The sequence below is a fragment of the Filimonas zeae genome (assembly GCF_014641615.1).
In the GTDB taxonomy this organism is placed as follows: Bacteria; Bacteroidota; Bacteroidia; order Chitinophagales; family Chitinophagaceae; genus Filimonas; species Filimonas zeae.
This window is the reverse complement of record NZ_BMIB01000002.1, coordinates 398183-423092: the sequence shown is the minus strand read 5'-3', so window position 1 is coordinate 423092 and position 24910 is coordinate 398183. Positions and strand designations below refer to the sequence as shown.

Genomic DNA, 24910 nt, shown 5'->3' with positions numbered 1-24910 from the left:
ATGAATGTATTATGTAAACATAACGTATATCAATACCGCCAATGCGCCGGAAGATGGTTGCCGGTGCTGATGCTGCTTATGGTGTGCTGTGCGGCCGCATTTGCCGGACCGGAGATATTTATACCCGGAACGCCCGCAAAGAAACTAAACCGCGACTCTGTACAGGTGGTGGCACTGCTGAAAACTGCGGAACAGTATTATGATACCGAATGGAACTACACGAATAAAAAGAAGGTGGATAGTGCATTTCCTCCTCTGCAGGCGGCAATCAGGCTGGCGATGTCTTCGGGCATCACTGTGCTGAAACATCAGAGCTTGGTGGCAGCCGGAAGATTTTTTTTCAGGTGTGATAAAGTTGACCGGGCCAGCCGTTTTTTTACAGCAGCCATACTGGTGGACAGTGTTGCCGGAAACGACAGTCTGAGGGCGGAAGCCTGGTTTAAGTTTGCAGACCGGACGCCGCTGCTGCCGCCTTATCTGGATGTAAAAAAAGATCGTTATGAACGGGCATTGCAGTTATTTAAAAAAACAGGCCGTATACATAAACAGGTGGAAATTCATCAGCGTCTTGCCGATATGCTCATTTCCACCGGCAACATTGCAGAAGCCCGTAAGAAGCTGCTCTGGCTATTGTCCGTTCAGCAATTTACCCGGGCAGCGGCCCTTGCAGATACGTACCGGCTGCTGGCTACAGTGGAGTCGTCCGACGGCAACTATAACATTGCTATCAGCAACGGCATGCAGGCGCTGGCCCATGGTAATAAAGATATTGATCCGTTTACTGCCTCCCAGCTGAACGGTAGTTTGGGTACCTGGTATCAGGTGCTGGGTGAGAACGAAAAATCGCTGCAATACCTGAGGGCAGCACTCAGTTGTTTTATGGCCGGTAAGAATCCGGACGTACACCAGCGCTTTGCAGTATATACCGTACTGCGGCAGATGGCACACTGTATGGTTTTGCAGGGGCGTAAAATTGAGGCCCTGTACTTTCTGGACAGCTGTAATGCCATGCTGTATCCGGAAACCGATTACGCCCGCCAGCAGATTGCAGGTGCAAAGGGAGATTGTAACAAGGCACTGGGTAATTATGCTGCAGCGGAGGATTACTATCTCACATCCATTAAGCTGGCGCTGCATAATGACAGGGCCGGCAACATTCAACTGGAGTATTTTCAGCTGGCTGATCTGTATACGCGCTGGAATAAATTCAATCTGGCCGCCATATATATCAGCCGCTTTCTGGTGATGAAAAGCGATGCCTCCGGTGTCTCCAGATTAAGGGATATTGAGTTTATGCGTTTCAGAGCGGATTCGGCAAGCGGCAATCATTTTTCTGCAATTGCCCATTTCAGGGCTTACAAAGAATTGCATGATTCCATTTTCTCTGCACAGAAAAGTAAACAGATTGAAGAGCTCCGCATGCAGTATGATGTAGCGCAGAAAGAGCACAGTATAACACTGCTGAAACAGAATGAAACCTTACAGGAAGGACGTCTGCAGAAAGCGGTGATGGAGCGGCGGCTGATTTCCGCAGGGCTGGCAGTTATATTAATGGTATTGATTTTTATGTTTCTCGATTCCAGGAAGAAGAAGCGCATCAATGCTGTACTGAGTCAGCAACAGCAGATGATCTTTACGAGGAATGCCTCCCTGCAGAATCTGATCAATGAAAAAGAGCGGTTACTGGAAGAGAAGAGTCAGCTGATCAGGGAAAAAGAATCATTGCTGGTGGAAGTGCACCACCGCGTAAAAAACAGTCTTCAACTGGTAAACAGCCTGCTATATTCACAGGCCGTTCGCTTAAAAGATGAGAGCGCCATACGTGCTTTCCACGACAGCAGGCACCGGATTCAGTCTTTGTCTCTGCTGCATCAGAAGCTGTATATGTCCGAAAGCCTGCAGTTTGTTAACGTGCAGTCCTATATCGGCGAACTTATATTGTATCTGAATGATGGTTATAACAAAGATGACCGGGTACGTTTCCGCATTCACATAGCCGATGTGGAGCTTCCGATACAGCAGGCAATACCCATAGGTCTGATTCTTAACGAGGCAGTTACCAATGCCGTTAAATATGCTTTTCCCCAACAGCCGGAAGGGCTAATTGAACTGACTTTTTCCGGGAATGAACAGGGGTATACCCTTGTGCTGCGGGATAACGGAATCGGTTTCCCTCCCGGGTTTGATCCTTTACGGGCAGATTCTTTCGGCATAACGCTGATCAGGGGTTTCTGTGATCAGCTGGAGGCAAACCTGCAGATAGTATCGGATAATGGTGTATGTATTACTATATTTTTTAACAGGGATGCGGATAAAGCCGGGATAGAAATGATTACAGACATTAATCAGTTAAATGAAAAACAATGATGGGTGGAATTCTGATTGTAGAGGATGAATTTGCTGTTGCAGACCAGCTGAAAGGCGTGCTGGAGACGGCCGGTTATCAGGTATGTGGCATTGCTGTTTCGGTAGCAAAAGCGCTTTCACTGATGGAGAGCAGTCGTCCGCAGCTGGTATTACTGGATATACAGCTGAAAGGAACAGCCAATGGCATAACGCTGGCACACCAGCTTCATTCAAAGTGTATTCCTTTTATTTATTTATCTGCTAACTCCAGCGAGTCGGTTCTCCGGGAAGCGAAGCTTACCCAGCCTTACGGGTTTCTGGTAAAACCTTTCCGCGAAAAAGATCTGCTTGTAGCAATCGATATTGCGTTATTCAGGCACCAGAAGAGTACTGAGTACAAAACCATGGAACTGAACAGTGTAAGGAAGTCGCTGCGCGATATTAATCTCCTCACTGAAATGGATGAGCGTATACCGGGAAGTGTTCCTGAGATACTGCAGAACATTGTACCGTTTGATTACTTTACCTGTTTGAAAAACGAAAACAAAATGCTGCGTATTCAGTACCCCGGCTATCTGCGTACTGACTTCCGCGAATACCAGCGGCTGGGGTTTACAGAACTTTCCAATATATCGGGCCACCAGAAGGGCGTACTGAAAGAACTGAGCCTGGAGTCGCCCGCATTAAACAATCCGTTTATCCGCACCATGGCGGATTTCGACGGGCTGGCCCGCAGCAGCAGCCTTGCCGGGTTTTACTCCCGGTTTTTCCGGCTGAAATCATGCCTCTGTTATCCGTTGTTGATGGCGGACGGAGACATTCAGGTGATGTGTTTTTTCAGTAAAACAGGAAATACATATCAGCAGGAACATATACAAAAACTGGATGTGGTAAGGAGTCATCTTGAAGCTGCGTTCAGCAAACTCTTCGCGCCTGTTACCGGCCGGCAGTTGACGCAGAAGCCGCAAGCCGGCAGTGCATCTTCGGTGTCCGGTAGTTCGTTTGCAGGTATTGTGGGCCGGAGCTCAGCCGTGCTGATGATTTTTGATCTGATAAGGAAAGTTGCGCAGCGGGATACCTCTGTGCTGATACTGGGGGAAAACGGTACCGGCAAAGAGCGGATAGCAAAAAGTATACATAGCCTCTCTGCCCGTAAAGACCGGCCCTTCATCATTGTTAACTGTGCTTCGCTGCCCATTGACCTGATAGAGTCTGAACTGTTTGGTCATGAAAAGGGCGCTTTTACCGGCGCTGCCGATACCCGCACGGGTAAATTTGAGATGGCAGACGGAGGCACCATCTTTCTGGATGAGATTGGCGAAATGCCTTTAAGCGCCCAGGTAAAGCTGTTAAGAGTACTGCAGCAGCGCGAAATTGAAAGGGTGGGCGGAAGATCGCTTATCAGGGTGGACATCCGCGTGATTGCTGCAACAAACAGAAATCTGGAGAAAGAAGTGGCATCCGGCAGATTCAGAATGGACCTGTATTACCGGTTAAATGTTTTTCCGGTAACCATGCCGCCTCTGAGAGACCGGAAAGAAGATATACCGCTACTGGCGGAGTACTTTCTGAAACGTCAGCAGGAGCATGCCGGTGGGGAGTATCCTTATGAGATTTCGCGGGAGGTCATGAGCCAGTTGCTCAGTTATGACTGGCCCGGCAATGTGAGGGAGCTGGAGAACTTTATTGAAAGGGCTGTTGTAATGACCAGCGGTTATTATATTGATAATCTTTCTTTGCTGAAGGGCGACTTTTGTGAGGAGGGGAGTGATCGCCGGCGCATCAGAACCATGGAAGAAAATGAACGGGAACACATTATCCATGTTCTGAGGCTGTGCGACAGTAAAATATATGGTCCGGGTGGAGCAGCAGAACTACTGAAGATACCCCCAACCACACTGGCATCTAAAATGAAGAAACTGGGTATAGTAAAAGGTATTGGTGTATAGCCGGGAAGCCTCTTCCGGCTGATGTAATACCTGAAGGTGTAACAGAAGCAGGCGGGTGAGCATGAATGCTTACCCGCCTGTTGCTAAAAGGCAGTAAAGCCACCGTCTGCAACCAGCTCCGCTCCGGTGATGAAGGAGGCTGCGTCACTCGCCAGAAAAAGAACGCTCTGAGCAATCTCGTACGGGCTGGAGCCTCTGCCCAGCGGAGTGGCGCCCAGTGCCATTTCCTTAAATGCTGCAGCGCCCTGCATGTTAGCAACCATCGGTGTTTCGGTATAACCCGGATGAAGGGAGTTGACACGGATGCCGCGTTTTGCCAGGTCTATGGCAGCTCCCTTTGAAAGCATTCTTGAACCCCCTTTGGAAGCCGTGTAGGCATTGCCGCCTGCATTTCCCGTGATACCTGCTATTGATGATACATTGACGATTGATGCACCTGCAGTCATAAAAGCCTGTGTGGTTTTGATGCCCAGGAACTGGCCGGTAAGATTTACGGCTATTACTTTGTTAAACTCCTGCAGGGTTCTTTCTTCAAAAGGAATATCCAGATTGCCGGTGATTCCCGCATTATTCACCAGAATGTCAATTCTGCCCCACTGCTCCATGGCCGTTGCAGTTACTTTCTGCCAGTCTTCTTCGCTGGATACATCATGCTGCAGCCGGATGGCATGTCCGCCCTGTGCGATGATAGTGTCTGTTACCTGTTGAAGAGAAGTGCTTTCCACATCTGTCAGTACAACGGATGCGCCTTCTCCGGCAAATAATTCTGCAATGGCAGCGCCGATGCCGCGACCTGCACCGGTGATGATAGCTACCTTACCCTGAAGTGTACTCATACAATTTTAAATATCTGGATGTTTATTAAATAAGCTGCGCCCGCTCGCCGGCACATCGTTTCTTTAGTGTGGAAAAAGTAAAGCCCGTTCCGTTCTTGAAGAATTTGCTGAAATGGGCAATGTCATCAAAGCCCAGCATAAACGCCACCTCTTTCATCGTGATGTCTGGCTGACTGAGTTTTCTTTTGGCTTCCTGCAATATCCGCTGGGTGATATGATAACGGGCAGACTGTCCTGTGGCACGTTTGATCATCTGGTTCAGATAGTTCGGTGTAACGCAGAGTTCTTTTGCATAGGCGTTGACCGATTTTTTTTGTTTGAAGTTGTACTCCAGCAGCAGGAAAAATTTATCTGTCAGCCCATACTGAACCTTTTCCCGGATAGTAGGAATAGAACTGATTACCTCCCGCTGAAACAGTATCAGATAAATGCGCAGGTACCTGTTTAACAGGTCCATCCGCTTAAGTCCGTGTTTCTTCATTTCCCTGTCTATCATCGACAGAATATCTTTCATTTCTTCCGATGACTCTGCGTCCACAGCAAGCGAAGGGTAGTTGTGAAACTGAGTATAGATATATCCGTCCGGCTCATAATCATGCAGATCTCTGTGTGTGGCCAGAAAGGATTCTGAGAAGGAGAGCAGATACCCTTTCGTTCCGGGGTCCAGCATCAGTTTGTGGCTGTAACCCGGTGCCACACAGTAGATGGTGTTTTTACACAGTTCGTATTGTTCATAATTAATGCAGTGTACGCCGCTTCCTTCGGTTACATAAATCATTTCAAAGCTTTGCTGTTCATGGATAGCGGTGTAAGTGGTATGGTTGTTCGCCTTTATCCATTCCAGTGTCTGCATTTCGAAATATACTTCGGTGCCATGGATGTTTCTGCTGCCAGGGAATGCAATGGTATTCATAAATGATATTGAAATGGTTATCGGAAAATATGTACTCGTTGGCCGGTATATGCAAAACAAAGGCCCGGTTTATAACCGGTTGAAACCCAGTGTTTGTGCATTGTTTAGTGTTTCTACCGGAACGATATTTCGTGCCGGGTGGCATCTGTATGCAACGAAATGTAGTTGCAGTAAGGGTTATGGAGCATTGTTGGCTTTTTAAATTAAAATGATATGTACAATCTCTGCCTTGTTATGTATAAGGGGGTACCTGCTGAATGCGGATACATTTGCAGCCTACAATCATCTATAAAATAAAAGACATCTGCTATGTCAAAGAACGGATTAGAGGCGCTGCTGACGCCGGATAACTGTGCATTGATACTCATAGATCACCAGCCTTTTCAGTTTGCAGGCTTAAGAAGCCATGATACGCAAACGATCATCAACAATGTGGTGGGCCTGGCAAAAAGCGCCAAAGCCTTTGGTGTACCTGTTTTGTTAAGTACCGTGCTGGAATCGCGCGGTGGTTTTCTGCTGAAACAACTGCAGGAGATATTCCCGGATCAGAAGCCGATAGACCGTACGTTTATCAATACCTGGGAAGATGCCCGTGTGATTGAGTGGGTAAAGAATACAGGTAAGAAAAAGATTGTGATGGCTGCGCTGTGGACAGAAATCTGTCTGGCCATGCCGGTGATTCAGGCCCTGGGCGAAGGTTACGAAGTATATATTGTAACGGATGCTTCCGGTGGTGTAAGCCTGGAAGCGCACGAAATGGCGGTGCTGCGTATGGTACATGCCGGTGCGGTTCCCATTACCTGGACGGTATTTGCTTCTGAGCTGCAGCGTGACTGGGCCAGAACAGCAACAGTAGAAGCGCTGGGGCAGATGCTCGTAGATCATATGGGTAATGTGGGTACCAGCCTGTTATGGGAACAGCAGTTACTGGCAACAGAGCCTGTTAAATCATAAGCGCTCCACTTCTGGTTGTGTGATACGCTTTTTTTACGCGGATAGCCACCAGCTGCGGTTGGTGGCTTCCTTATGTTAATCAGATGCTGACTATGAATGATAATATAAGACGAAGCCTGAACCTGTTAACCGGACCGGAGGTTTCCGATGCTGATTTTGCTGTTTTAGCAGCACTTATCCGGCGGAGAATGTTGCGTAAGAAGCAGTTTCTGCTTTATGAAGGTATTCCCGGAAGGGACATTTATTATGTGGTAAAAGGTGCGCTTAGAAAGTATAGCATTGATTCCGCAGGTACGGAACATGTATCTGATCTGGCACTGGAAGATGCCTGGATGTTGGATGCCGGTGGTATATTCAGGGATGCACCATCTGCATACTACATAGAAGCGCTGGAAGACTCCGAAATCATGGTGTTGCCGGCAGATGAAATCAGGATATTGGCTGGTTGCACATTATACTTTTCTCACCTGTCCGGAGCATTTGCCCTGTACAGTTATCTGGCGCTGGAAACCAGGATGAAGCTTCTGCAGCATTTTACTGCTATAGAACGGGTGGCTTACCTGATGGAGTATCATCCTGTTTACTTTCATCGCTTTCCGCAGAACATACTTGCCGCCTATATCGGGATAACACCGGCCACTTTCTGCCGCGAGCGGAAGCGGTTGCTGAAAGGCAGAAGTGTTTTTGCTTCATCGTTGATGCCGGTATAACAACCTGCCGCCAGACGGCGGCCGGCAGGTTGTTTTGAACTGTTTCAGAAAGGTGCATCCATGCCGCCGTCTACCCGGAAAGTAGTGCCTGTTATAAACCGGCTTTCATCGGATGCCAGATAGGTTACCATGCTCGCTATTTCTTCCGGCTCCGCATATCTGCCCAGTGGTATACCTGCCGCAAAAGCCTGTCCTGATGTTTGTGTAATGCCCAGGTCTTTTTCAATATCCTTCATCATTCTGGTATTAGCCTGACTGGGGTGTACCGTGTTGACCCTGATTTTTCTGTTTGCCAGCTCCAGTGCAGCAGTACGCATAATACCCATCACCGCATGTTTGGTGGCTACATATCCGGAGGCAAAAGGGGAGCTGCCGAAACCGCCGATAGAAGAGGTAATAATAATGCTGCCTCCGTCTGCCATAACAGGTATGGCGTATTTCAGCGTGAGAAAGGTACCCCGTACGTTTACTGCATACACTTTGTCAAATACCTCTGTGGGATACTCCTGCACAGGTTTCATAATGCCCTCTATTCCTGCGTTCGCAAACACTATATCAATGCTGCCGAATTTTGTAATGGTTTCACTGATATATCTGGCAGCATCTTTTTCGGAAGAAACATCCGCCACGCTATAGGAAATGTCCGGTGTGTTGAATTCCGCTACGGTTTTCTGTAACTGCTCCTCCTGTATATCTACGATCATGACTTTCGCACCTTCTGCTAAAAACCGCTGTGCGGTTGCTTTTCCAATTCCTGCCGCGCCGCCGGTAATCACGGCCACTTTGCCTGTAAGTATATTCATACGATTTGTTTGATAAGGCAAAGCTATCTGCCCGGGCATGCGCAGTGGTTGATATGAAGTATGAAAAGCGGTTGATTTGTATCAATCCGTTTTCTTAACAAGGGTTATTTAGCGGCAGCATGGAGAGTTGCAATTTTACATCATCAAATCAAACAAAATATTATGCAAACGAACACATGGACAATCGACCCCACACACTCTGAGATTCAGTTTAAAGTAAAACACCTGGTGATTACTACTATCACAGGTGCCTTTACGCAGTTCACCGGCAATGTAACGGCTGGCGACGATTTTCATGCCGGTGAAGTATCTTTTGACGCGCATGTGAATTCTATTTCCACTAATAATGCCCAGCGGGATGAACATCTGAAAAGCGCTGATTTTTTTGAGGCAGACAAGTATCCGATGATCTCGTTTAAGTCTACCTCTTTCAAAAGGATCGGCGGGGAAGACTTTGAACTGACCGGCGACCTTACCATCAAGGATGTTACAAAACCGGTGGTGCTGGATGTAACCTACGGCGGTGCCATGAAAGATCCCTGGGGTAACGAAAAAGCAGGCTTTGAACTGAAAGGCGTACTGAACAGAACAGATTTTAATCTTACCTGGAACGCGGTAACAGAAGCAGGTGGTTTGCTGGTAGGTGAAGATATCCGCCTGCTGGCTAATATACAGCTGACCAGAGGATAGTACTATACCAAAATGTTATATTATGAAAAGGTTTGAATGTGGTGTGCTGGCCTGGAGCTTACTGGCTATTGCTTCATTGGTTATGTTTTCTATAACACTGGCTTTGCATCACAATTAATGAAACAGATTATTGCAGCCCCCCCGCTGCATCAGGTAAGAATGCGCTATCACAGGATAGCTGCATTCTTTTTGTTTGCTGAGGTGCTGCATTCATTATTATTTTGTTACAGGGAAGTAAGTTGGTTTTACCCCAATAAAAACAGCTGTAGAATTCTACAGCTGTTTTTATTGTCGGTGACCTGCAGTGATAGCCGCAGATTATTTACTCAACACCTGCTTCCGTACGCGGCTCAGTGTTTCAGGAGTGAGCCCCAGATAGGAAGCGATCATTGTCTGCGGAAAACGTTGTAAAAAAGCAGGATAAGATTCCATCAGTTGTACCAGCTTTTCTTCCGCGGTCAATATCAGGCTCGCTTCAATTCTGCTTTCGGAGGCCGCATAACTTTTTTCATCAAGAATCTGTGACATCTTAATAAACAGCGGGGATACATCTTTCAGCCGCGAAAGCTTCTCGTTGGTAGCCACCAGCAGTTCCGTATCCTCCACCGCATCTATATTGTAGCGGGAAGGGCGGAGCATCGTAAAACTTTCCCGGTCGCTCATCCACCATTCCTCTATGCCGAACCTTACTATATGCTCGTTGCCTTTATCATCAATCAGATACTTGCGCATAGCGCCTTTCACAATAAAGCCCATGTACTTGCACACACTGCCTTCGTGCAGTAAGTATTGTTTTTTCTTTACCGTTTTGGTGGTAAACGCATCTTTCAGGTGGTTGAATTCTTCATCAGACATAGACGCTCCCGTAAGTTTGTCAATGTAATTCCTGAGAAAATCATGCATGCTTTAAACAGATTGTTTTTTCAAATATTGGATGGTCCCGTATTTGTTATCGAAGAAATCTTTGTAGGCTTCCGCAATTTCAGAATAGCTGTTCATTACAAACGGCCCCTGCGATACAATGGCTTCGTTGTAGGCTTCTCCGCCAAACAGGAATACATCAGCCGGGACGATATCCGGGTTCTCCATTACAAACTCGTCCCCTTCGTTCCCAAAGATAGCAATTTTGCTTTTCCGCAACTCTCTGCCGTTCAGGATTATTGTATTGTCGGGAACAAAGGCAGCAAACTCGTTTCCCGTTCCGGCCTTCCACCGGAATGTAGATTTGGCCTGTATCCGCAGATGATAAATAAACTGATGGGTATAGGTTTTTACAGGGGAAGAGGTGCTGCCGAAACTGCCGAGTAACACCCGCAACGTTCCTGCTTCACCCGGTAAAGGTATTTCCGGAATGTCTTCTCCTTTTACTGACTGGTATTCGGCTGCTTCCCGTTTGTTGGCCGCCGGTAACGTGATCCAGAACTGCAGGGAATGAAAAGTGCCGCCGCCCGCAGGCCCCGAGGGCTGTTCGTCGTGAACGATGCCGTTACCGGCTTTCATCCATTGTACGCCGCCTTTGTTAATAATATCGTGATGGCCTTTACTGTCCCAGTGTGCCAGCTGACCATTTAATACATAGCTGAATGTGGCAATGCCGCGATGCGGATGTGCAAAGTCGCCGTTAGGTATCTGTGCTGTGGTATCCGCCAGGTCAATAGGATATATATGGTCCAGAAACACAACCGGTCCCACGGCTTTTTTTTGTGGCATAGGTAATAAACGGTTCACCAGAAATTCACCTACTCTTTCGTTTCTGCCATTATTTACGGTAAGGATGCTCTTTTTCATATCTCTTATATATTATTTATAACAACCAAAATTGAGATAACCGGTGAGCGGTACCATTGGTCTGGCTTAAGTAATACGCTTGATGTAAATCAACTCATTTTGATGTGATAGGTCATTCGGCACCTTTGGGCACCGGGGTAATTTTACATCGTAATCAAAAACAAAAAACATAAAAGTATAATTATGAAAAAGTCAATCGGAATCATCGGCGCAGGTAATATCGGTAAAACAGTAGCCCGTCATCTCGTAAATGCAGGGTTTTCAGTTACTATCAGCAACAGCTCCGGTCCGGAAAGTCTGGCAGGTACTGTAGCGGAACTGGGTAACGGTGCTGTAGCCGGTACTATTCAGCAGGCAGCCGCTGCTGATATTGTTTTACTGGCGCTGCCATGGGGTGCGGTACCTGGCCTCGCTGGTGTTACAGACTGGACTGATAAAGTAGTAATTGATGCCACCAATCACTTTATCACTTTTGCGCCCGATTTTCAACTGGCCGATCTGGGAGGCAAAGCTTCTTCGCAGGTAGTTGCCGGTTATGTGCCTGGTGCAAGAGTGGTAAAATCTTTCAATACCCTTTATTTCAAAATACTGGAAAAGAATCCGCAGGAGGCCGGCGGTCGCAGGGTGATGTTCTTGTCAGGTGATGATGGCGCGGCCAAAACGGATGTTGCCGCTGTAATAGATGCCATTGGCTTTGCTCCCGTTGATCTGGGCGATCTGGCCACCAGCAGCAAACTACAGCAGCCTAAGCAGGCACTGGCTTCATTAAATCTGATCAGATTGTAATTACTGCCATTAATCAATTCAATCATTTACAAATACTATAAAATTTATCGTTATGAAATACGCAACAGTTTTAGCACGGGTATTATTCTCTTTAATCTTTATCATGTCTGGTTTATCTCATTTTTCAGCAGGTACTGTACAATATGCAGAATCTCAGGGCGTGCCGCTGGCTGCTTGGGTGGTGCCCTTTTCCGGCCTCATGGCTTTGGTGGGTGGGCTTAGTATTCTGGCAGGGTTTCAGGCCCGGATTGGTGCTGTTCTGATAGCGCTGTTCATTGTGCCGGTATCCATATCCATGCACGCTTTCTGGAATGTAACTGATCCTATGATGAAGCAGCTGCAGATGATTATGTTCATGAAGAACATGTCTATCCTGGGCGGAGCCCTGCTGATTATGGCTAACGGTGCAGGTGCCTGGTCCATCGATGCATGGCGCAATACCAGCGCTAAGGTTGCCCGTCCTTCTGCACTGGCGGTGTAGGTAGTTAGCTGGTCATTTATACGCAAACAGGCTGTATCTGCTGATGCAGCCTGTTTTGTTTTTAACCGCAGTTTTTTCCATTGTTTTGCTTAGGTTTCTGTACCCGGAAGCAGGAAAAACAGGAGTCTTGTTTTTTTCGTTCTTCCGGCAGCAGCGCAGGTGGCATCGCCTGTTGTGTCACTCACTTCAGGGTTCTGATCCGGGTTCAAAGCATTGGAAGTTTCGTTGTGTGAATTATTCTCAGGCCTTATTCATTCTTTCCACTGCGAGAGCAGGTAATGCTGTGTTGCCACTCTGACCGGATAAATTAAACTTCAGCGCTGTAATACGCCATGAACGCTGACTGTATATAAGTTCCACATCATAAGTTCCTTCCACAGTCCATCTTTCTACGTTAATAAAATGGTCTGCCTTGCCGCTGAAATGAACACTGGCCGTATATTCGTTTTCGCCCATAGAAAAACCACTGAGCTGATGCCGGGTGCTGTCAAAGCCTGGCAGAAAACCGGCCCATATGGTAATAATCTCATCAGGGGTAAGCCAGGTCGCCGGTGCGCCGTTCATAGAAGAATAATCCAGCAGCACTTTCTCATCAAGCGTGGCTGCTACTTTTTCCCAGTTTCTTTCATCCGCACCGGTGAAAAGGTGTTGTATCTGCTCAATGATTTCATAATTCATGGATGAGTGTTTTATCGTCTCTGAAATTAGCAGTTCCCGGTAAGAAAACACAAACCATTTTATTTTAATGATAGAATAATGTCTGCTCCGTTTTTTCGTTGTTAGAGTTGTATAGTCGAAACAGGAATAAAATCGTCCTCTATGATTACTTCTCAAAACTTATTTTTTCTGGCAACAGACTTTGCAGAATATAGTACAACAGGTGTTCACTTACTGTATTCAATATCTGCTATTATACTTATAACCGGTACAGTAAAGCTGGTATCTGTGTGGAAGAAGGGGAGTGCTGACTCAGGCAGAATCTTCAGCTCGTGGATTGCTGCCGGTATATTCCTTTTCATTGTGGCGGTGTTATTAAATACAATACCGGAAATGATGTGTAATTGCAGATGCCCTGTACACGGGTGATGGGCGGCGGTTATTCAAAACCGGCATTTTCATATTTCACCGCAGGGCTGACAAGCTTATCCATCTGCTGCTAACGCACTACTCTGTCTGAAGCGTCTTTGACTGGTTTATTTCTTTTTTCGTGTTACCTCTTCTCCACAACATACACCGGCTTTGAAGATTCAGATATGCGGAATGTAAGGTTAATCCTGCCGCCGGTAGCTTTGGTGGTCTTAGGTACCTGGTGTTCATAATGGTTCTGCAGGGACGCACCCATCAGCAGAAAGCTGCCGTGTGTCAGTGGAATATTCAGTTGCTGTACAGTCTTATCGGTTTTGTGCCTTACTTTGAACAGGCGTGTAGCCCCGAAGGTTACAGAAGCTATCTCATGGTGTTTGCCATCTTTCGGCAGCGTATCACTGTGCCACGCCACGGAGTCGTTACCATCCCTGTAATAGTTCAGCAGTACCCGGTCGAACTGTATGCGGCTGGTTTGTTCTACCTGCTCTTTAATCTCCAGCAGAGGCTTTGTCCAGGCATTGCCGTTGGCACCACCATAATATGCGGTCAGACGTGGATCAGGCACTATCCGGTCATATATCTTCCTTTCCCGTTGCTGCCAGGGAGTGGTGGTTTCCAGCAACCGGTAGTAATGGTCAGAGGCAGCTTTATCATAAAACTGCTCCCACAGGCGCAGCTCAGCACCAGGCAGGTTAAAGTCTGTATATCTTTTCTTCCCCTCGTCAAACAGCGCCACATCGTCAAAAAGTAACATAGCCCGAAGATACGGATATTTCTGAAATGCTAAATAAGTTAGTTTTCTGTGTTTTTTACAAAAAGCGGCTACTTTTTTACAATGACCAGGTGCTGGCAATCAGATATTTTCAGTTGCGTTCAGGTGATCGAAGTTTGTGTGTGGAGTGATCTGTCCGGCCTGCTGGTATTAAGGTGACGGACAGATAGTTCTTTTTGGCATTTCGGGAATGAGATATGGCTGTGTCAACGGTCATGTAATATACCTGGCGAAAAATATTTTTCTGTAAAACCGGACACGGAATTGGCTTTTTTGCATTCAATAGTAGTAAAAGGATTTGTCGGGGGGATTTAACGGTAGCATCTGGCATCAGACCTTCCTGGATTCCGGAGTTGCCCTACAGTGGGACGCGTGCCCTTATTTTCAGATATGGTGACCCTGTCCTTTCGCGCTCAGACCGGCAGAATAGTTTTGGCTCACAGTAAATGATAAAAAAACTGGTAGGTATACTATGTTAGTACAACAACAATCTAACCAACAGCAGGAGCCGGAAATCTTCTGCATGAGCTTCCGGAGGTTCAGGATACTGGCAGTAAATCCGGGTAAAAATACCTTCCGGCTTATCGCAATGCTGGTAGGCGCTATCATGAGCCTTACCTGGACGTTTGTCCTTGTGGCACTCGCTTTGCGTAACTGATTTTAATTTTGTTTCTATGTTTAACCTTACAGATAACGGATTATTCCTGGGCAGCCTGGCTCAGCGAAAGCAGCCGCCGGCAAATCTTTCCATTGTGCCGGTTACGGATACAGTTTACCACGCATTCCTTGCCCGGTGCGCTACCAGTGAAATCACTCCGGATATCATCCTGTTTGGGCTGGAAGAAGCGCAGAAAGAAAATGCCTGTCTCCGTGCTCATTTTCCGGAGGTGGCAGACATCTATTGGATGGCCGGCCGTTCCGGACAGGGGGATGAGTGGTTTATCAGCCCGACTACAGGAACTGTGTTATTTTATGACCATGATACGGGTGAATACACGTCTGAGGGCTTTACTGATCTGGCTGTAAGTTTTGACAGCTTTCTACTACTGGCTCAGGTTCTCTGCCAACTGGAGCAATTTCTAGATGCAGCGGAACCAGATTTGAATGCATTGAAGACTGCTTTTACCAAGGAGCTGGATACTATCCGCAGTGGTCTGGCTGGTGACTATCCCTATAATTATTTTGATTAGCTGCAACATTTGCTGTAGTATCCGGTCAGGTAAACAGAAAATGTTTTCGGAACAGGCGGATTAACATTGCATGGGACTTTCTGAAAACAACTTTAGCTTTTTAGTATTATCATATCAGCCTTTGTTTAAGAATGCTGCTATTTATTGTTGCGCATTTATTTTTCTATACTTCTTCTTTATGTGCTGTAAGATGCCTGCCCCTGTAGTTAATGTTTGTGCAAACTCGTGCAGCGGAATTTTATCGTTTTTAGCCGTACCCGGCGCTGTGCATTTTGTAGGTGCAGCGCATATAAACCATTTTATTACTGCCGTATTTGACTTTTCACTCTTCGGAGTGAATCAGTGTAGAGACGGCTTAAAAACGAAATCTATGAATAATAGAAAGAAAAATCTTATCTGTAAAAGCGCCGGTAAACATGGTCATAAAATCGCCGGGCCTGCTACATTGCCAACCTACCTGCTTGTTGCCCAATATTCCCTTTTAAGGTACGGGTTGTCAGTCGCTGTTTTATTGCTGTTAGCTAAATGTGGTCCGGTAGCATTGCTTTTCATGCTGAAAATGCTTATGCGCAATAGCGAATAGTTTTGTGTCTATATATTGTTGTTGTGTCCCGGGCTTTTGTTGCCTGGCTCAGCTAGCCTGCATTGTTAAAAACAACATCCACCGAATGAATAGAGATAGCTTTCGTTACAGCGCTTTTAATCATCCCTGGATCAGTGACGTCCAGTGGTAAGAGGATTACATTTTCAAGTTGACTTAAATCTGTTTCCTTGTCAGGATTCCGCATAGTTGGTATCACATTCCAACCTTTTTGCTGAAAGAATATAGCCGTGGCTTTTCCCATTCCGGTAGATGCACCAGTGATAAATATGGTCTTTTTCATTTTTTCCTCTATTGATGACTGTATATTAATTTATTACTCGGCAGCTAGTTTAATCGAATAGCTGTGAACCAAACTTTTTCTATACTTCAGGGCTGAAGAAAACGTCAAACACGTATGATCCTTAAGCACGAAAATGGAATCCGAAGGGAACACTATTAACACGTGATTTCCCTTGCACATGCATCAGTTAATTGATAAAACGGATGGTAAGTTTCGGAGTATACAGATTCCGGAACTTACATCATATAGTACTTACCTAATATGACCAACAAGAGGCTGTAGCAGCATAATACCCGTTACTCATTGATCGGTAAACTTCCAATACAAAAAAGAAAAAATCAAGGCTATTACAACTTCTATCAACAGCCAAAGAAGCTGCTTACCAAAGAATCCATCCAGGGCAAATCCGATCAATCTCGCCATAATAATACCAAAGGTCAACGTTGCCAGTATTGCCCATGCTGTTGGTCCCCATTGACCCCAGCGCTGAAAGACAGTCAGGAAAATACCAAACCCGATAAGTAGGCCCCACTTGACCCTGTTTTCTATCATCTCATAACCGGTATATTGGGACGCGGATGGACTTACCAGGTGGGGCTTGAACGACAATACAATGCCGACAGCAATTATGATCAGACCTGAAGCTTTAAGTGTTAAATTCATTGCATTACCAATGGTTTCGTAGGATCGATCAGTATCCCAGTTAGTATTGAATCGCAAAACCTATCATTGAACGTATGAGCAACAAATAGGTTAAGTGAAAAGATGTCATAAAAATTAAAGATAGGTCTTTTCCATTTTTCTAATGATAGCGGCTTCGGCTGTCTCACCAACGACAAATGCTACGGCATTCATGGCGCCTCCTCTATGTCGACTGCTCTATGCAACCGATGGAACCGGATCTCCATGCCGATGAAATTTTTTAGCTGGACGACTTCGCAGAAGCAATCCGCAGATCCGGAGGATAAGGCTCGTGCCGGGATAAGCGATACTCGCGTGAATCGTTAGCCTCATCATTTTTTACCATATGGTAAATGCTTGCCCTGAAATTATTGTGATCTTTATTATATGCAAGAACTCCTTGATTATTTACAGCAATTCGATACACTAAATGAACAGCAGGCGGAACTGGTGACCAGCAAAGCCAAACTCCTCGAACTTCCGAAAGAGGCTTACTTTTCCGAAGCAGGCAAAGTGCCAAAGCAGGTCGGCTTTATTCTGGAAGGTGTACTTCGGTTTTGCTATTACAATAATAAAGGTCAGGAGGTCACCCACTATTTTGTCGGGGAAGGCCAGTTCATCACAGATTTTCCAAGATTTGAGGCGCAGATCATTTCGGCTGAATACATACAGACCGTCACCGGTTGCAAACTACTTGTATTTACGAGGGAAGACTGGGACGAACTACTGGCGACGATCGTAACCTGGGGCGCCATAGAGACCAAAATGGTAAAAAAATGCCTGAACGAATCCATTTCCAGACGTAGTCCGATGGTCTCCAATGATGCTACCGAGCGTTATTTATCATTCCTTGAAAGCTTTCCCGCTCTGGCCACCCGCATCCCGCTGGCCTATGTCGCTTCCTATGTCGGCGTTACCCAGCAATCGCTCAGCAGGATCAGAAAAAATCTGCGTTAGCTCATTTTTTACCATATGATAAACGGTTATAAGTAAAAGATTTCAACATTTGTGTAAATGGTAACAATGAATAAAAAAGTCGTACTGATCACAGGGACCAACAGTGGGTTCGGTTGGCTGACCGCTCAAAGTGTTGCAGCCCTTGGGCATAAGGTCTATGCCACCATGAGAGATACCACAGGTAAAAATGCGGAAAAGGCACAGGCCTTGTCCCGGGTGGAAAACGTTACCGTGGTGGATCTTGAGGTGACCGATGAAGCAAGTGTCAAAAAAGCTTTCGACAGCATTATCGCCGCGGAAGGAAAGGTCGATGTTCTGGTGAACAATGCGGGAGCAAGTATGTTCGGCGTAGGAGAAACGTCCACCCCCGCCGATCTGCAGCGCATGCTGGACATCAACGTAATCGGTCCGTGGCGACTGATGAAACTGGCTATGCCCGGCATGCGTGAACGGTCTGACGGTCTGATCATCAACGTGACCAGCGGTTTTGGACGGGTCAGCTTCCCGTTCTTTACCATGTATTGTGCTTCAAAGTTTAGCCTGGAAGGACTGAGTGAGGGCCTTTATTACGAGCTCAGGCCCTTGGGCGTTGATGTAGTCATTCTTGAACCGGGCGGCTTTCCCACCGAAATGGGTTCAAAAGTACAGGCGGGTACTGACATCGCGGTCGCCGAGGGCTACAAAGCGCTTGACGATTATCCCGGAAAGATATTTAGCGCTATCGGTCAGCTTTTTGAGACCCATAAGCCGGATCCTCAGGATATCGCCGACGCGGTGGTCAAACTGATCGGCGCGCCGAAGGGTGAGCGACCGGTAAGAACCGTGGTCGACCCGACCACCGGGCAGTTCATCAGCGCCATCAACAAAGGCACGCAGATCGAATTCAACAAGACCATGGAAGCCTACGGACTTAGGGAGTTGTTAGCCTAAGCCGCTTGTCATTACCGGTCTTGATCCTTTTGTGATCCCCGGTGCTCGTCCGGTAAACGAACACCGGGGCAGCATATTTACAACGACCTGCGGCATAAAATTGTAACAAGGTCAGATTCTTAGCAGACGTGTGACAAGTGACGTGTGTAGTCAGCAGCTTCGCAATGTTGCAAATAGCAGCGATCTCTTTAAGTCAGTCGTTGTATTTTGATGTTTTCGATTTCGTGCGTTGTTGAATGCGGTAGATTTACCATACATCATCCTTACGGAGGGACAAAGCATCTGTCATTTCCTGTGCAAGTTCGTCATCCGGTTTAGGTGAAGAGATGCGTTCCGGCAACTTTGCATTCCAGTCATTCAATGCGTCTGCCGGAGTTGCTCCGCAGCCCGATACACCCGCCTGCGGATCAGGTCCGATAATAGCGCAATAATCTGTTCCATCTTTATATACTGCAGGTCGCAGTTCTTTTACCGCCTTTGGGAGGTTGTCATTTTCATAATCCACAGAAATGACTTCCAGACCATCCAGATTCATCGATTCCATAATATTATTATTTTAGGAGGTGGTGATACGCTTTTTGCCGGTATGCTTCCCATACGGATCGGCTGACTCTCCGCTATTCCTGTTTTCGGTAATTTTTTTCTTTCTGACTGTTTTCTTACCCGTCACTTTGGCCGGCGCTTCTGAGAGTACCCGGGCTACTTCATCGGTCTTCCGTGCAATCTCCCTTACCACGTCTTTTGCTTTTTTATCCTTACGGAACCCTAAAAAGGTGGCAGGCTTGCGGATGCGGCCTGATTTTGTCCAGGTAGCAAAGCTGAAATTGGCCACCAGCTGAGGTTTTACCCAATGTATCACTGCGCCTTTCGTGTCCAGTACCTTATTTACAAAAGGGCTTTCGCCGGTCTCCAGTGCTTTCAGTTTCTTTAATATACCCGGCATTTCTGCTTCCTTATATCCACCGCCTGAGCGGCCGATCCATTCCAGTTCGCCGTTGTTGTATGCACCGAACAGCAGACTGCGGAAGGCCCGTGATTTATCTGATTCTGCCCATCCGCCTATAACAAACTCCTGCCTTTTCATGGTGGGTGTTTTCAGCCAGTGATAGTTTCTGGCTCCCGGCTCGTACAGGCTGTCCCGCTTTTTAGCTACGATGCCTTCCAGGTTTCTGTCCAGCATCTCCTGATATAATGCCAGGCCGTCATCAAATGATTCACTGAACAGAAAGCCTTCTTTTCCGTCCACCAGTTTCTTTAACGCTGCTTTTCTATCTGTGAGCGGCTTTTCCATCAGGTTTTCACCATCGAGCCACAGCAGATCAAATACAACGTAGGTAATGCCGGATTCCTGACCATTAAAGCGCTGCAGGGCGTCAAAGTCTGGCATGCCTTCTTCATTGAACACTACTACTTCTCCGTCTATAATACAGTCTATACTAAGTTTCCGGAGGGCGCGTTGTACAGGTGGATACTTTGCCGTGTAATCCAGCCCGCTGCGTGACTGCATCGTTATGTTTTTTCCTGTCTTATAACTTATGATCCGATAGCCATCCCACTTGATTTCATACAGATAACCGGGGTCGTTTACCGGCTCTCTTGTAAGTGTACACAGCATCGGCTCTATCTTGTCCGGCATAGGTTCTCTGCGGCTGCGTTGTCTGGATTTCACTGCTGGCATAGCTGCTGTTTGCAGAAGCAGCCAAAATAATTGTGCCTGGGAGGGAGGTGTTTTGCGGACTTTTACGGCTTTATGGAGCTGTGGTTGTGTCACTCACTTCAGCTTCCTGGTCTTTGTGCAGCTTTTCCGTGTCAGAACCGGTTCTACTGGAGCGATTAAAATAAAAAAGGCGGGAGAGGACTTAAGCTACCCAGTTACATATTCACTTTTTCAATTCCTCTGCCAATGGCTTCAGATAGTGGTGTTACCTGGCCGTTTTCTTCCCATTCTGCATCATGATTAAGCCGCAGGATGTTATTTCTGAATGGGGTCAGCGTTTCTACCAGGTATTCCATGGTGTTGAGGCGGTGAATGTAAAGCCAGGCAAGGAATGGGGTGTCTTTATACTCATATTCTATAATCACAGGATTCTTATACATCATAATATCAGGTTGTCTGGCATTACGAATGTACAGATCCCTTGTATGTCACAGCTTAGCAAAAGATTAAATGTCGATAGTATTTTCGCAGGTCATTACATATAGGAAATGAAAAAATTCAATTCAGGTGCGTGGGATGCTAATATAGTTAGTATTTTTGCCGGGATGCCTATCTATCGTGTCACCGTCATATTATTCAATGGAAAAGGTACTGTTGTTCTGAGGCAGTATGAGGAGGACGTGGATACTGTATTCTGGTATCTTGAAAAGGTGGTACTACATAAATATGGAGCGCACACTGTCAGAGAATTTGAGGTGGTTCAACTCAGTAAGCATAGTGTGGCAGGTAGAAAATTTAATGAATACCTCAGCAGAAAGAACGCTCCCGCGATGAGGGTACGTAACATAGCAGAGATTAAACGTATGGGCCCCCGCTGGTACCAGATTAATCCATAAGAAACCGGCTGACCGCCGGTTTCTCTTCTGGTTGATATGGAGATTCTGACTGAGCGCTTTACATACAGTTTTCCGTAACAACCCTTTGAAGTGCAGGGAATCCGGGGCGTTGCTGATACTGCTGTTTAAAATTACAGCTTATATCAGGCATTGGGAAGTCTTAATACATACTGAATAAAATGAATGGACATACATTTGTCCCCCTGATATGAAAAATAGTGTTAGTGTTATTTTGGAACGGATAGAAGGCAGCGCTCTTTATTACAGTATATATACGCTCAATATGCCCTTTGGGCAGGGCGCCACTTATCACTTCAGCGACAACATTACCATGTTGGTTGTGGATTATAAAGAACGTGGACAGTATCTGTCACGCTTTCTCGATCAGAGCCGTAAATATCAGTATGCTGCTTCCGGCATTATCAGGGTGATAGAGGATGAGGCTGAAAGTGCATTTATCCTGAATGGTGTCGAAAACCTGATCAGAAAAGGCCGAATCACCGAAAGTAAGGTGTTGAAAAATATTCTGCTGCTGGAAGAAGATGCCAGCCTCTTTGATGGCGCTGTTTCAGCCAACTGACTTTGTTCGTTTCCAGGTAGCAGGAGCGAAGGTGTTTGCACCACGTAGCAAGCTCCTTTTTGCGCCAATTGTACATATCCAGGCTTTTTCGTGAAAAAGCAGCTTCCTTCGTGGCGCCATAGCAGCCTTTATGCTTTAAAGGGTTTCCCCTTTTTTCCTGTTTCCGGGGATTTTGTTGCCTTCAGGAAGTATTAGCCCTGTGCAGGGCAGAATAGAGAACTGAGGGTAAGAAAGCTTTTTATAAGAGAGGCAGGTCATCTTTCAACAATCTTCACAGAGAGCCTCTGTTTACTTCATCCTGTAGTTCATCCTTTACTTATAAACGCGATACCTGGTACAAATGTGGGTTCTTTTAGGCCTGCTCAACAAGAATGGCAGGACTTTTACTGAAGGGGAATTTTAACCTGCTTTTGTATGGTTTGCTAAATTAATTAGTTTGGATTCAGGGTATGAATAGATGCCAAAAAGGCCCGCTATTGAACACTTTAAATAATGGGGTAGTTGCTTGCTTGAGTAGAGATTACTGCTTGTTATTCTGCTTGTCATTTGCTTGTCAAAAAATGCGGTAGGAAGCGGACAAAACAGTTGAAAAATGACAATCGTAAAATAAAAAAGCCTTGCAAGTCAATGACTTACAAGGCTATATGGTGCCCAGAACTGGATTCGAACCAGCACACCCTTGCAGGCGCTGCGACCTGAACACAGTGCGTCTACCAATTTCGCCATCTGGGCAGGTAAAAAGAAACTTAAAAACTCAGGTCTAAAGAACTAATCCCTCAGAATCAACCCGTTGTGTTGTCGTTGGGAGTGCAAATATAGAATTGTTTCTTTTTCCACCAAAAAATAGATGCAAATTTTTTAAAAAATCAGGAAACGGTAAGTGCCGCAGGTTTTACCGCATTAAAACAAAGGTGCCGTTCAACCGGATGGGAAGGTTGTGTATATCATAGCCTGATAAAGTATATACATAAGTGCCCGGAACACATGAAACACCATTGTGTCGTCCGTTCCAACCCTGGGTAACATTGCTGGTGCTGAATATGGTTTGTCCCCACCGGTCATACACCATAAACCGGGCATTGCTGATATAGCCTTTTACGGTTGGCCGCATTACATCGTTTTTTCCATCGTTATTGGGGGTAAACGCGGTTGGCATGTACACTTCTGTTTTATCTAAGGCAATAATGCTGATGGTGGCAGGCAGACTTTCGCAACTGCCTACTTTTAGCTGTACGGTGTATTGCTGATCGTTTTGTATGTTGTTGATGATGAAAATTCCCTTGTTGTTTTGTTGCGATGGTTGGGCCTGGCCAATGGCAGTTAGCCAGTAAATGCCCGTCTGGGGATTTTTTGTTTCCAGTGTGGCGCTGCTGGTTTTGGGTATATATAGGGGGGTAGGGTATTCGGGTTTCTGAAATACTTTGCTGTCGTTTTTTACCTGCCAGGGGCCCGCTTTTGCAATGCAGCCGTTATTGTCCTTCACCTCCAGATTGTAATCGCCCGCTGTTACGTTTATCAGGTTTTGTGTAGCAGCAATTTCGCTTTGTTGTGCATTGTACCACTGATACCGGAAAGGCGGTTTTCCGGTACCTGCTGTAACTGAAACGCCGGTAATAGAACCTGTGCTTCCGTTACAAACATCATTGGCTATAACAGGCCGCTGCTGAATCCGCGGCTGTGTAAGCGTATCAATAACGGCATGGGCAACAGTTTGACGGCAGCCTGCCGCTGACGTAGCCGTTAAATAATAATTGCCTTTAGACACCTGATTCAATTGCAACGTTGTACCGGCAGACGGGTAACCGGCAGCAGCACTGTCTGTCCACTGAAAAGTGTAGTTAGCAGCGTTGGGAAAATTGAGCACATGGAAGTAGCCGTTTGCCAGGCCACAAAATGCATCCTGCTTCTCATATTGCAGTGTACTTGTATTTACCGGTGTATTTTGGTAGGGTATAGTGAACCAGGGGGTAAGAATAGTATCGCAGCGTGACTGGTCTTTGTATTTCAGCCTGTATTTTCCTGCAGGTACCTGTTGTAATGCTAAAGAAGAGGATACTATTACGCCTGCTTCACTTATCCATTGTGCAAAAGCTGCTCCTGTTACATTTTCTGCGGTAATATTCAGAATGCTGCCATCGCGTGTGTTGAGGCAGGTGGCAGCATGTATGTTTACCCCTGCCGTTTTAAGTGTGGGGCCGGTGGTGTTTACCAGTGTAAACAGCACAGAACTATCCCGGCAGCCTTGCAGGGTATCAATAGCATAGTATTTAAAACTACCGGCTGGCAAACGGTCTATATAGGAGGTTTCGCTAATGGTATCTCCGGCTTCATTTTTCCAGAAAGACATTACAGAAGGAGAGCCATTGGTTACAAATACACCAGAGATAATACCGCTGAACTGCCCGCACGAAGGGTTGGATATATTGGAGTAGTCTGAAATTACTTTAGGGCTGCGGTCAATTAAAGTAATGGTTGTATAACGGCTTATAGAGGCTCCGTTAGTTAGAGTGGCAGGTACTGCATATAGCGAATAATCTCCCGGCCCTGCATTCAGCAAATCAATGGTTTTTGATACGGTGTCTCTGCTGTTGTTGAACGTTTTAATCCAGAAGAAGCTTTCAGCTCCCTGTACCGTAATACCTGTTATACTTCCGTTAAGCAGTCCGCAGGTGGGGTCGGTTACTTTAATTTTACTGTCATCAAAACTGGGTTCGGAAACCGTGCTTGTATGGCCTTCTGCTTTACCGGTTACTATAAATGTTTTGGCTTTGGCTGGCAAGGAAAATATAACAAGCACGAATAACAGCACACTTTTGGCTTTCAGCATGGGCATAGGGGGATTACAGGGATTTAGAATGCGGGATAAATATAGGCATACTGATTGAAGTATACACCTGTATGGCCGGGTATTATAAATTTATTCGGCCATACAGGTGTATGCCGCTGCATTTGGCATTAATTCCCTTTCCATGAGAAAACCTGCCCGGCAAGTATTTGTAATTTGTTTAATGTAATGCCGGG

Annotated in this window: 28 protein-coding genes and 1 tRNA gene; 15 read left to right on the top strand and 14 right to left on the bottom strand. The window is 46.2% G+C overall.

Annotated elements, in window-relative coordinates; all coding sequences use genetic code 11:
* Together IEY13_RS08535 and IEY13_RS08530 are read left to right on the top strand one after the other, a co-directional pair.
* Nucleotides 1–2367 carry a tetratricopeptide repeat-containing sensor histidine kinase gene (locus IEY13_RS08535; RefSeq protein ID WP_188951564.1) on the top strand — a complete coding sequence of 789 codons (2367 nt, stop codon included), beginning with the start codon at nucleotides 1–3 and terminating at the stop codon, nucleotides 2365–2367.
* Complete coding sequence (locus IEY13_RS08530; RefSeq protein WP_188951563.1) at nucleotides 2364–4295, top strand: sigma 54-interacting response regulator; 1932 nt, start codon at nucleotides 2364–2366, stop codon at nucleotides 4293–4295. Before IEY13_RS08535 ends, IEY13_RS08530 begins: the two co-directional genes overlap by 4 nt.
* Before the next feature lie 83 nt (nucleotides 4296–4378).
* Here the strand turns inward: IEY13_RS08530 and IEY13_RS08525 are convergent, their stop codons facing one another.
* Complete coding sequence (locus IEY13_RS08525) at nucleotides 4379–5131, bottom strand: SDR family NAD(P)-dependent oxidoreductase (RefSeq protein ID WP_188951562.1); 753 nt, start codon at nucleotides 5129–5131, stop codon at nucleotides 4379–4381.
* Between the two features lie 25 nt (nucleotides 5132–5156).
* A complete protein-coding gene (locus IEY13_RS08520) occupies nucleotides 5157–6044 on the bottom strand; it encodes a helix-turn-helix domain-containing protein (protein WP_188951561.1) in 888 nt (295 codons plus the stop codon).
* A 309-nt stretch (nucleotides 6045–6353) separates the two neighbouring features.
* Here IEY13_RS08520 and IEY13_RS08515 point away from each other — a divergent pair, with 309 nt between their 5' ends.
* Both IEY13_RS08515 and IEY13_RS08510 read left to right on the top strand, forming a co-directional pair.
* On the top strand, nucleotides 6354–6998 hold the full coding sequence (locus IEY13_RS08515; protein ID WP_188951560.1) for a hydrolase: 645 nt from the start codon (nucleotides 6354–6356) through the stop codon (nucleotides 6996–6998).
* Nucleotides 6999–7090: 92 nt separating this feature from the next.
* Nucleotides 7091–7708: a Crp/Fnr family transcriptional regulator gene (locus IEY13_RS08510; RefSeq protein WP_188951559.1), complete on the top strand. Its 618-nt coding sequence runs from the start codon at nucleotides 7091–7093 to the stop codon at nucleotides 7706–7708.
* Nucleotides 7709–7752: 44 nt separating this feature from the next.
* Here IEY13_RS08510 and IEY13_RS08505 read toward each other — a convergent pair whose 3' ends face one another.
* Nucleotides 7753–8511, bottom strand: a complete 759-nt coding sequence (locus IEY13_RS08505; RefSeq protein ID WP_188951558.1) for an SDR family NAD(P)-dependent oxidoreductase — start codon at nucleotides 8509–8511, stop codon at nucleotides 7753–7755.
* A gap of 162 nt (nucleotides 8512–8673) precedes the next feature.
* On the opposite strand from IEY13_RS08505, the gene IEY13_RS08500 reads away from it, so the two are divergent.
* A complete protein-coding gene (locus IEY13_RS08500) occupies nucleotides 8674–9201 on the top strand; it encodes a YceI family protein (RefSeq protein WP_188951557.1) in 528 nt (175 codons plus the stop codon).
* Nucleotides 9202–9519: 318 nt separating this feature from the next.
* Here IEY13_RS08500 and IEY13_RS08495 read toward each other — a convergent pair whose 3' ends face one another.
* A complete protein-coding gene (locus tag IEY13_RS08495) occupies nucleotides 9520–10104 on the bottom strand; it encodes a Crp/Fnr family transcriptional regulator (RefSeq protein WP_188951556.1) in 585 nt (194 codons plus the stop codon).
* Between the two features lie 3 nt (nucleotides 10105–10107).
* Nucleotides 10108–10989 carry a pirin family protein gene (locus tag IEY13_RS08490; protein WP_188951555.1) on the bottom strand — a complete coding sequence of 294 codons (882 nt, stop codon included), beginning with the start codon at nucleotides 10987–10989 and terminating at the stop codon, nucleotides 10108–10110.
* A 147-nt stretch (nucleotides 10990–11136) separates the two neighbouring features.
* Here IEY13_RS08490 and IEY13_RS08485 point away from each other — a divergent pair, with 147 nt between their 5' ends.
* Nucleotides 11137–11775 carry an NADPH-dependent F420 reductase gene (locus IEY13_RS08485; protein ID WP_308421160.1) on the top strand — a complete coding sequence of 213 codons (639 nt, stop codon included), beginning with the start codon at nucleotides 11137–11139 and terminating at the stop codon, nucleotides 11773–11775.
* A 52-nt stretch (nucleotides 11776–11827) separates the two neighbouring features.
* Nucleotides 11828–12256: a DoxX family protein gene (locus IEY13_RS08480; RefSeq protein WP_188951554.1), complete on the top strand. Its 429-nt coding sequence runs from the start codon at nucleotides 11828–11830 to the stop codon at nucleotides 12254–12256.
* Nucleotides 12257–12496: 240 nt separating this feature from the next.
* Here the strand turns inward: IEY13_RS08480 and IEY13_RS08475 are convergent, their stop codons facing one another.
* A complete protein-coding gene (locus tag IEY13_RS08475; RefSeq protein WP_188951553.1) occupies nucleotides 12497–12934 on the bottom strand; it encodes a nuclear transport factor 2 family protein in 438 nt (145 codons plus the stop codon).
* 141 nt (nucleotides 12935–13075) lie between these two features.
* Here IEY13_RS08475 and IEY13_RS30420 point away from each other — a divergent pair, with 141 nt between their 5' ends.
* On the top strand, nucleotides 13076–13342 hold the full coding sequence (locus tag IEY13_RS30420; RefSeq protein WP_188951552.1) for a DUF4134 family protein: 267 nt from the start codon (nucleotides 13076–13078) through the stop codon (nucleotides 13340–13342).
* Nucleotides 13343–13466: 124 nt separating this feature from the next.
* Here IEY13_RS30420 and IEY13_RS08465 read toward each other — a convergent pair whose 3' ends face one another.
* Nucleotides 13467–14096 (bottom strand): alpha-ketoglutarate-dependent dioxygenase AlkB family protein, encoded by a 630-nt coding sequence (locus IEY13_RS08465; protein WP_188951551.1) that lies wholly within the window; start codon nucleotides 14094–14096, stop codon nucleotides 13467–13469.
* A 490-nt stretch (nucleotides 14097–14586) separates the two neighbouring features.
* On the opposite strand from IEY13_RS08465, the gene IEY13_RS08460 reads away from it, so the two are divergent.
* The 3 genes from IEY13_RS08460 (at nucleotide 14587) to IEY13_RS08450 (ending at nucleotide 15887) form a co-directional block, all read left to right on the top strand.
* Entirely contained in the window at nucleotides 14587–14772 is a 186-nt protein-coding gene (locus IEY13_RS08460) for a hypothetical protein (RefSeq protein WP_188951550.1), read from the top strand.
* A gap of 16 nt (nucleotides 14773–14788) precedes the next feature.
* The gene (locus IEY13_RS08455; RefSeq protein WP_188951549.1) at nucleotides 14789–15304 is read left to right on the top strand and encodes an SMI1/KNR4 family protein; all 516 of its coding nucleotides are present in this window, start codon (nucleotides 14789–14791) and stop codon (nucleotides 15302–15304) included.
* A gap of 70 nt (nucleotides 15305–15374) precedes the next feature.
* Nucleotides 15375–15887 (top strand): hypothetical protein, encoded by a 513-nt coding sequence (locus IEY13_RS08450; protein ID WP_188951548.1) that lies wholly within the window; start codon nucleotides 15375–15377, stop codon nucleotides 15885–15887.
* Between the two features lie 52 nt (nucleotides 15888–15939).
* Here the strand turns inward: IEY13_RS08450 and IEY13_RS08445 are convergent, their stop codons facing one another.
* Nucleotides 15940–16188 (bottom strand): SDR family NAD(P)-dependent oxidoreductase, encoded by a 249-nt coding sequence (locus tag IEY13_RS08445; RefSeq protein ID WP_188951547.1) that lies wholly within the window; start codon nucleotides 16186–16188, stop codon nucleotides 15940–15942.
* Between the two features lie 300 nt (nucleotides 16189–16488).
* Nucleotides 16489–16851 (bottom strand): DUF4345 family protein, encoded by a 363-nt coding sequence (locus IEY13_RS08440; protein ID WP_188951546.1) that lies wholly within the window; start codon nucleotides 16849–16851, stop codon nucleotides 16489–16491.
* A 405-nt stretch (nucleotides 16852–17256) separates the two neighbouring features.
* On the opposite strand from IEY13_RS08440, the gene IEY13_RS08435 reads away from it, so the two are divergent.
* Nucleotides 17257–17826, top strand: coding sequence for a Crp/Fnr family transcriptional regulator (locus IEY13_RS08435; protein WP_188951545.1), 570 nt, complete (start codon nucleotides 17257–17259; stop codon nucleotides 17824–17826).
* Nucleotides 17827–17892: 66 nt separating this feature from the next.
* The gene (locus IEY13_RS08430) at nucleotides 17893–18756 is read left to right on the top strand and encodes an SDR family oxidoreductase (protein ID WP_188951544.1); all 864 of its coding nucleotides are present in this window, start codon (nucleotides 17893–17895) and stop codon (nucleotides 18754–18756) included.
* Between the two features lie 247 nt (nucleotides 18757–19003).
* On the opposite strand, the gene IEY13_RS08425 is transcribed toward IEY13_RS08430, so the two are convergent.
* The 3 genes from IEY13_RS08425 to IEY13_RS08415 form a co-directional block, all read right to left on the bottom strand.
* Nucleotides 19004–19300 (bottom strand): hypothetical protein, encoded by a 297-nt coding sequence (locus IEY13_RS08425; RefSeq protein ID WP_188951543.1) that lies wholly within the window; start codon nucleotides 19298–19300, stop codon nucleotides 19004–19006.
* Nucleotides 19301–19312: 12 nt separating this feature from the next.
* Nucleotides 19313–20434: a non-homologous end-joining DNA ligase gene (gene ligD / locus IEY13_RS08420; protein WP_188951542.1), complete on the bottom strand. Its 1122-nt coding sequence runs from the start codon at nucleotides 20432–20434 to the stop codon at nucleotides 19313–19315.
* A 194-nt stretch (nucleotides 20435–20628) separates the two neighbouring features.
* Nucleotides 20629–20856: a hypothetical protein gene (locus IEY13_RS08415; RefSeq protein ID WP_188951541.1), complete on the bottom strand. Its 228-nt coding sequence runs from the start codon at nucleotides 20854–20856 to the stop codon at nucleotides 20629–20631.
* 105 nt (nucleotides 20857–20961) lie between these two features.
* Between IEY13_RS08415 and IEY13_RS08410 the strand changes: the two genes are divergently transcribed.
* Entirely contained in the window at nucleotides 20962–21309 is a 348-nt protein-coding gene (locus IEY13_RS08410) for a hypothetical protein (protein ID WP_188951540.1), read from the top strand.
* 208 nt (nucleotides 21310–21517) lie between these two features.
* Nucleotides 21518–21889: a hypothetical protein gene (locus IEY13_RS08405; RefSeq protein WP_188951539.1), complete on the top strand. Its 372-nt coding sequence runs from the start codon at nucleotides 21518–21520 to the stop codon at nucleotides 21887–21889.
* Between the two features lie 645 nt (nucleotides 21890–22534).
* Here IEY13_RS08405 and IEY13_RS08400 read toward each other — a convergent pair.
* Nucleotides 22535–22621 (bottom strand) — tRNA-Leu (locus IEY13_RS08400).
* A 160-nt stretch (nucleotides 22622–22781) separates the two neighbouring features.
* Nucleotides 22782–24722, bottom strand: a complete 1941-nt coding sequence (locus IEY13_RS08395; protein WP_188951538.1) for a T9SS type B sorting domain-containing protein — start codon at nucleotides 24720–24722, stop codon at nucleotides 22782–22784.
* Between the last annotated feature and the right edge of the window lie 188 nt (nucleotides 24723–24910).

What these genes read in the sequence shown, in the direction of transcription:
- IEY13_RS08490 (WP_188951555.1), bottom strand. Translation starts at nt 10,989, where the DNA reads ATGAAAAAGAGCATCCTTACCGTAAATAATGGCAGAAACGAAAGAGTA.
- IEY13_RS08500 (WP_188951557.1), top strand. Translation starts at nt 8,674, where the DNA reads ATGCAAACGAACACATGGACAATCGACCCCACACACTCTGAGATTCAG.
- IEY13_RS08435 (WP_188951545.1), top strand. Translation starts at nt 17,257, where the DNA reads ATGCAAGAACTCCTTGATTATTTACAGCAATTCGATACACTAAATGAA.
- IEY13_RS08395 (WP_188951538.1), bottom strand. Translation starts at nt 24,722, where the DNA reads ATGCCCATGCTGAAAGCCAAAAGTGTGCTGTTATTCGTGCTTGTTATA.
- IEY13_RS08475 (WP_188951553.1), bottom strand. Translation starts at nt 12,934, where the DNA reads ATGAATTATGAAATCATTGAGCAGATACAACACCTTTTCACCGGTGCG.
- IEY13_RS30420 (WP_188951552.1), top strand. Translation starts at nt 13,076, where the DNA reads ATGATTACTTCTCAAAACTTATTTTTTCTGGCAACAGACTTTGCAGAA.
- IEY13_RS08410 (WP_188951540.1), top strand. Translation starts at nt 20,962, where the DNA reads ATGAAAAAATTCAATTCAGGTGCGTGGGATGCTAATATAGTTAGTATT.
- IEY13_RS08465 (WP_188951551.1), bottom strand. Translation starts at nt 14,096, where the DNA reads ATGTTACTTTTTGACGATGTGGCGCTGTTTGACGAGGGGAAGAAAAGA.
- IEY13_RS08520 (WP_188951561.1), bottom strand. Translation starts at nt 6,044, where the DNA reads ATGAATACCATTGCATTCCCTGGCAGCAGAAACATCCATGGCACCGAA.
- IEY13_RS08525 (WP_188951562.1), bottom strand. Translation starts at nt 5,131, where the DNA reads ATGAGTACACTTCAGGGTAAGGTAGCTATCATCACCGGTGCAGGTCGC.
- IEY13_RS08505 (WP_188951558.1), bottom strand. Translation starts at nt 8,511, where the DNA reads ATGAATATACTTACAGGCAAAGTGGCCGTGATTACCGGCGGCGCGGCA.
- ligD (WP_188951542.1), bottom strand. Translation starts at nt 20,434, where the DNA reads ATGCCAGCAGTGAAATCCAGACAACGCAGCCGCAGAGAACCTATGCCG.
- IEY13_RS08495 (WP_188951556.1), bottom strand. Translation starts at nt 10,104, where the DNA reads ATGCATGATTTTCTCAGGAATTACATTGACAAACTTACGGGAGCGTCT.
- IEY13_RS08445 (WP_188951547.1), bottom strand. Translation starts at nt 16,188, where the DNA reads ATGAAAAAGACCATATTTATCACTGGTGCATCTACCGGAATGGGAAAA.
- IEY13_RS08430 (WP_188951544.1), top strand. Translation starts at nt 17,893, where the DNA reads ATGAATAAAAAAGTCGTACTGATCACAGGGACCAACAGTGGGTTCGGT.
- IEY13_RS08405 (WP_188951539.1), top strand. Translation starts at nt 21,518, where the DNA reads ATGAAAAATAGTGTTAGTGTTATTTTGGAACGGATAGAAGGCAGCGCT.
- IEY13_RS08415 (WP_188951541.1), bottom strand. Translation starts at nt 20,856, where the DNA reads ATGATGTATAAGAATCCTGTGATTATAGAATATGAGTATAAAGACACC.
- IEY13_RS08510 (WP_188951559.1), top strand. Translation starts at nt 7,091, where the DNA reads ATGAATGATAATATAAGACGAAGCCTGAACCTGTTAACCGGACCGGAG.
- IEY13_RS08455 (WP_188951549.1), top strand. Translation starts at nt 14,789, where the DNA reads ATGTTTAACCTTACAGATAACGGATTATTCCTGGGCAGCCTGGCTCAG.
- IEY13_RS08535 (WP_188951564.1), top strand. Translation starts at nt 1, where the DNA reads ATGAATGTATTATGTAAACATAACGTATATCAATACCGCCAATGCGCC.
- IEY13_RS08530 (WP_188951563.1), top strand. Translation starts at nt 2,364, where the DNA reads ATGATGGGTGGAATTCTGATTGTAGAGGATGAATTTGCTGTTGCAGAC.
- IEY13_RS08425 (WP_188951543.1), bottom strand. Translation starts at nt 19,300, where the DNA reads ATGGAATCGATGAATCTGGATGGTCTGGAAGTCATTTCTGTGGATTAT.
- IEY13_RS08480 (WP_188951554.1), top strand. Translation starts at nt 11,828, where the DNA reads ATGAAATACGCAACAGTTTTAGCACGGGTATTATTCTCTTTAATCTTT.
- IEY13_RS08460 (WP_188951550.1), top strand. Translation starts at nt 14,587, where the DNA reads ATGTTAGTACAACAACAATCTAACCAACAGCAGGAGCCGGAAATCTTC.
- IEY13_RS08450 (WP_188951548.1), top strand. Translation starts at nt 15,375, where the DNA reads ATGGGACTTTCTGAAAACAACTTTAGCTTTTTAGTATTATCATATCAG.
- IEY13_RS08440 (WP_188951546.1), bottom strand. Translation starts at nt 16,851, where the DNA reads ATGAATTTAACACTTAAAGCTTCAGGTCTGATCATAATTGCTGTCGGC.
- IEY13_RS08515 (WP_188951560.1), top strand. Translation starts at nt 6,354, where the DNA reads ATGTCAAAGAACGGATTAGAGGCGCTGCTGACGCCGGATAACTGTGCA.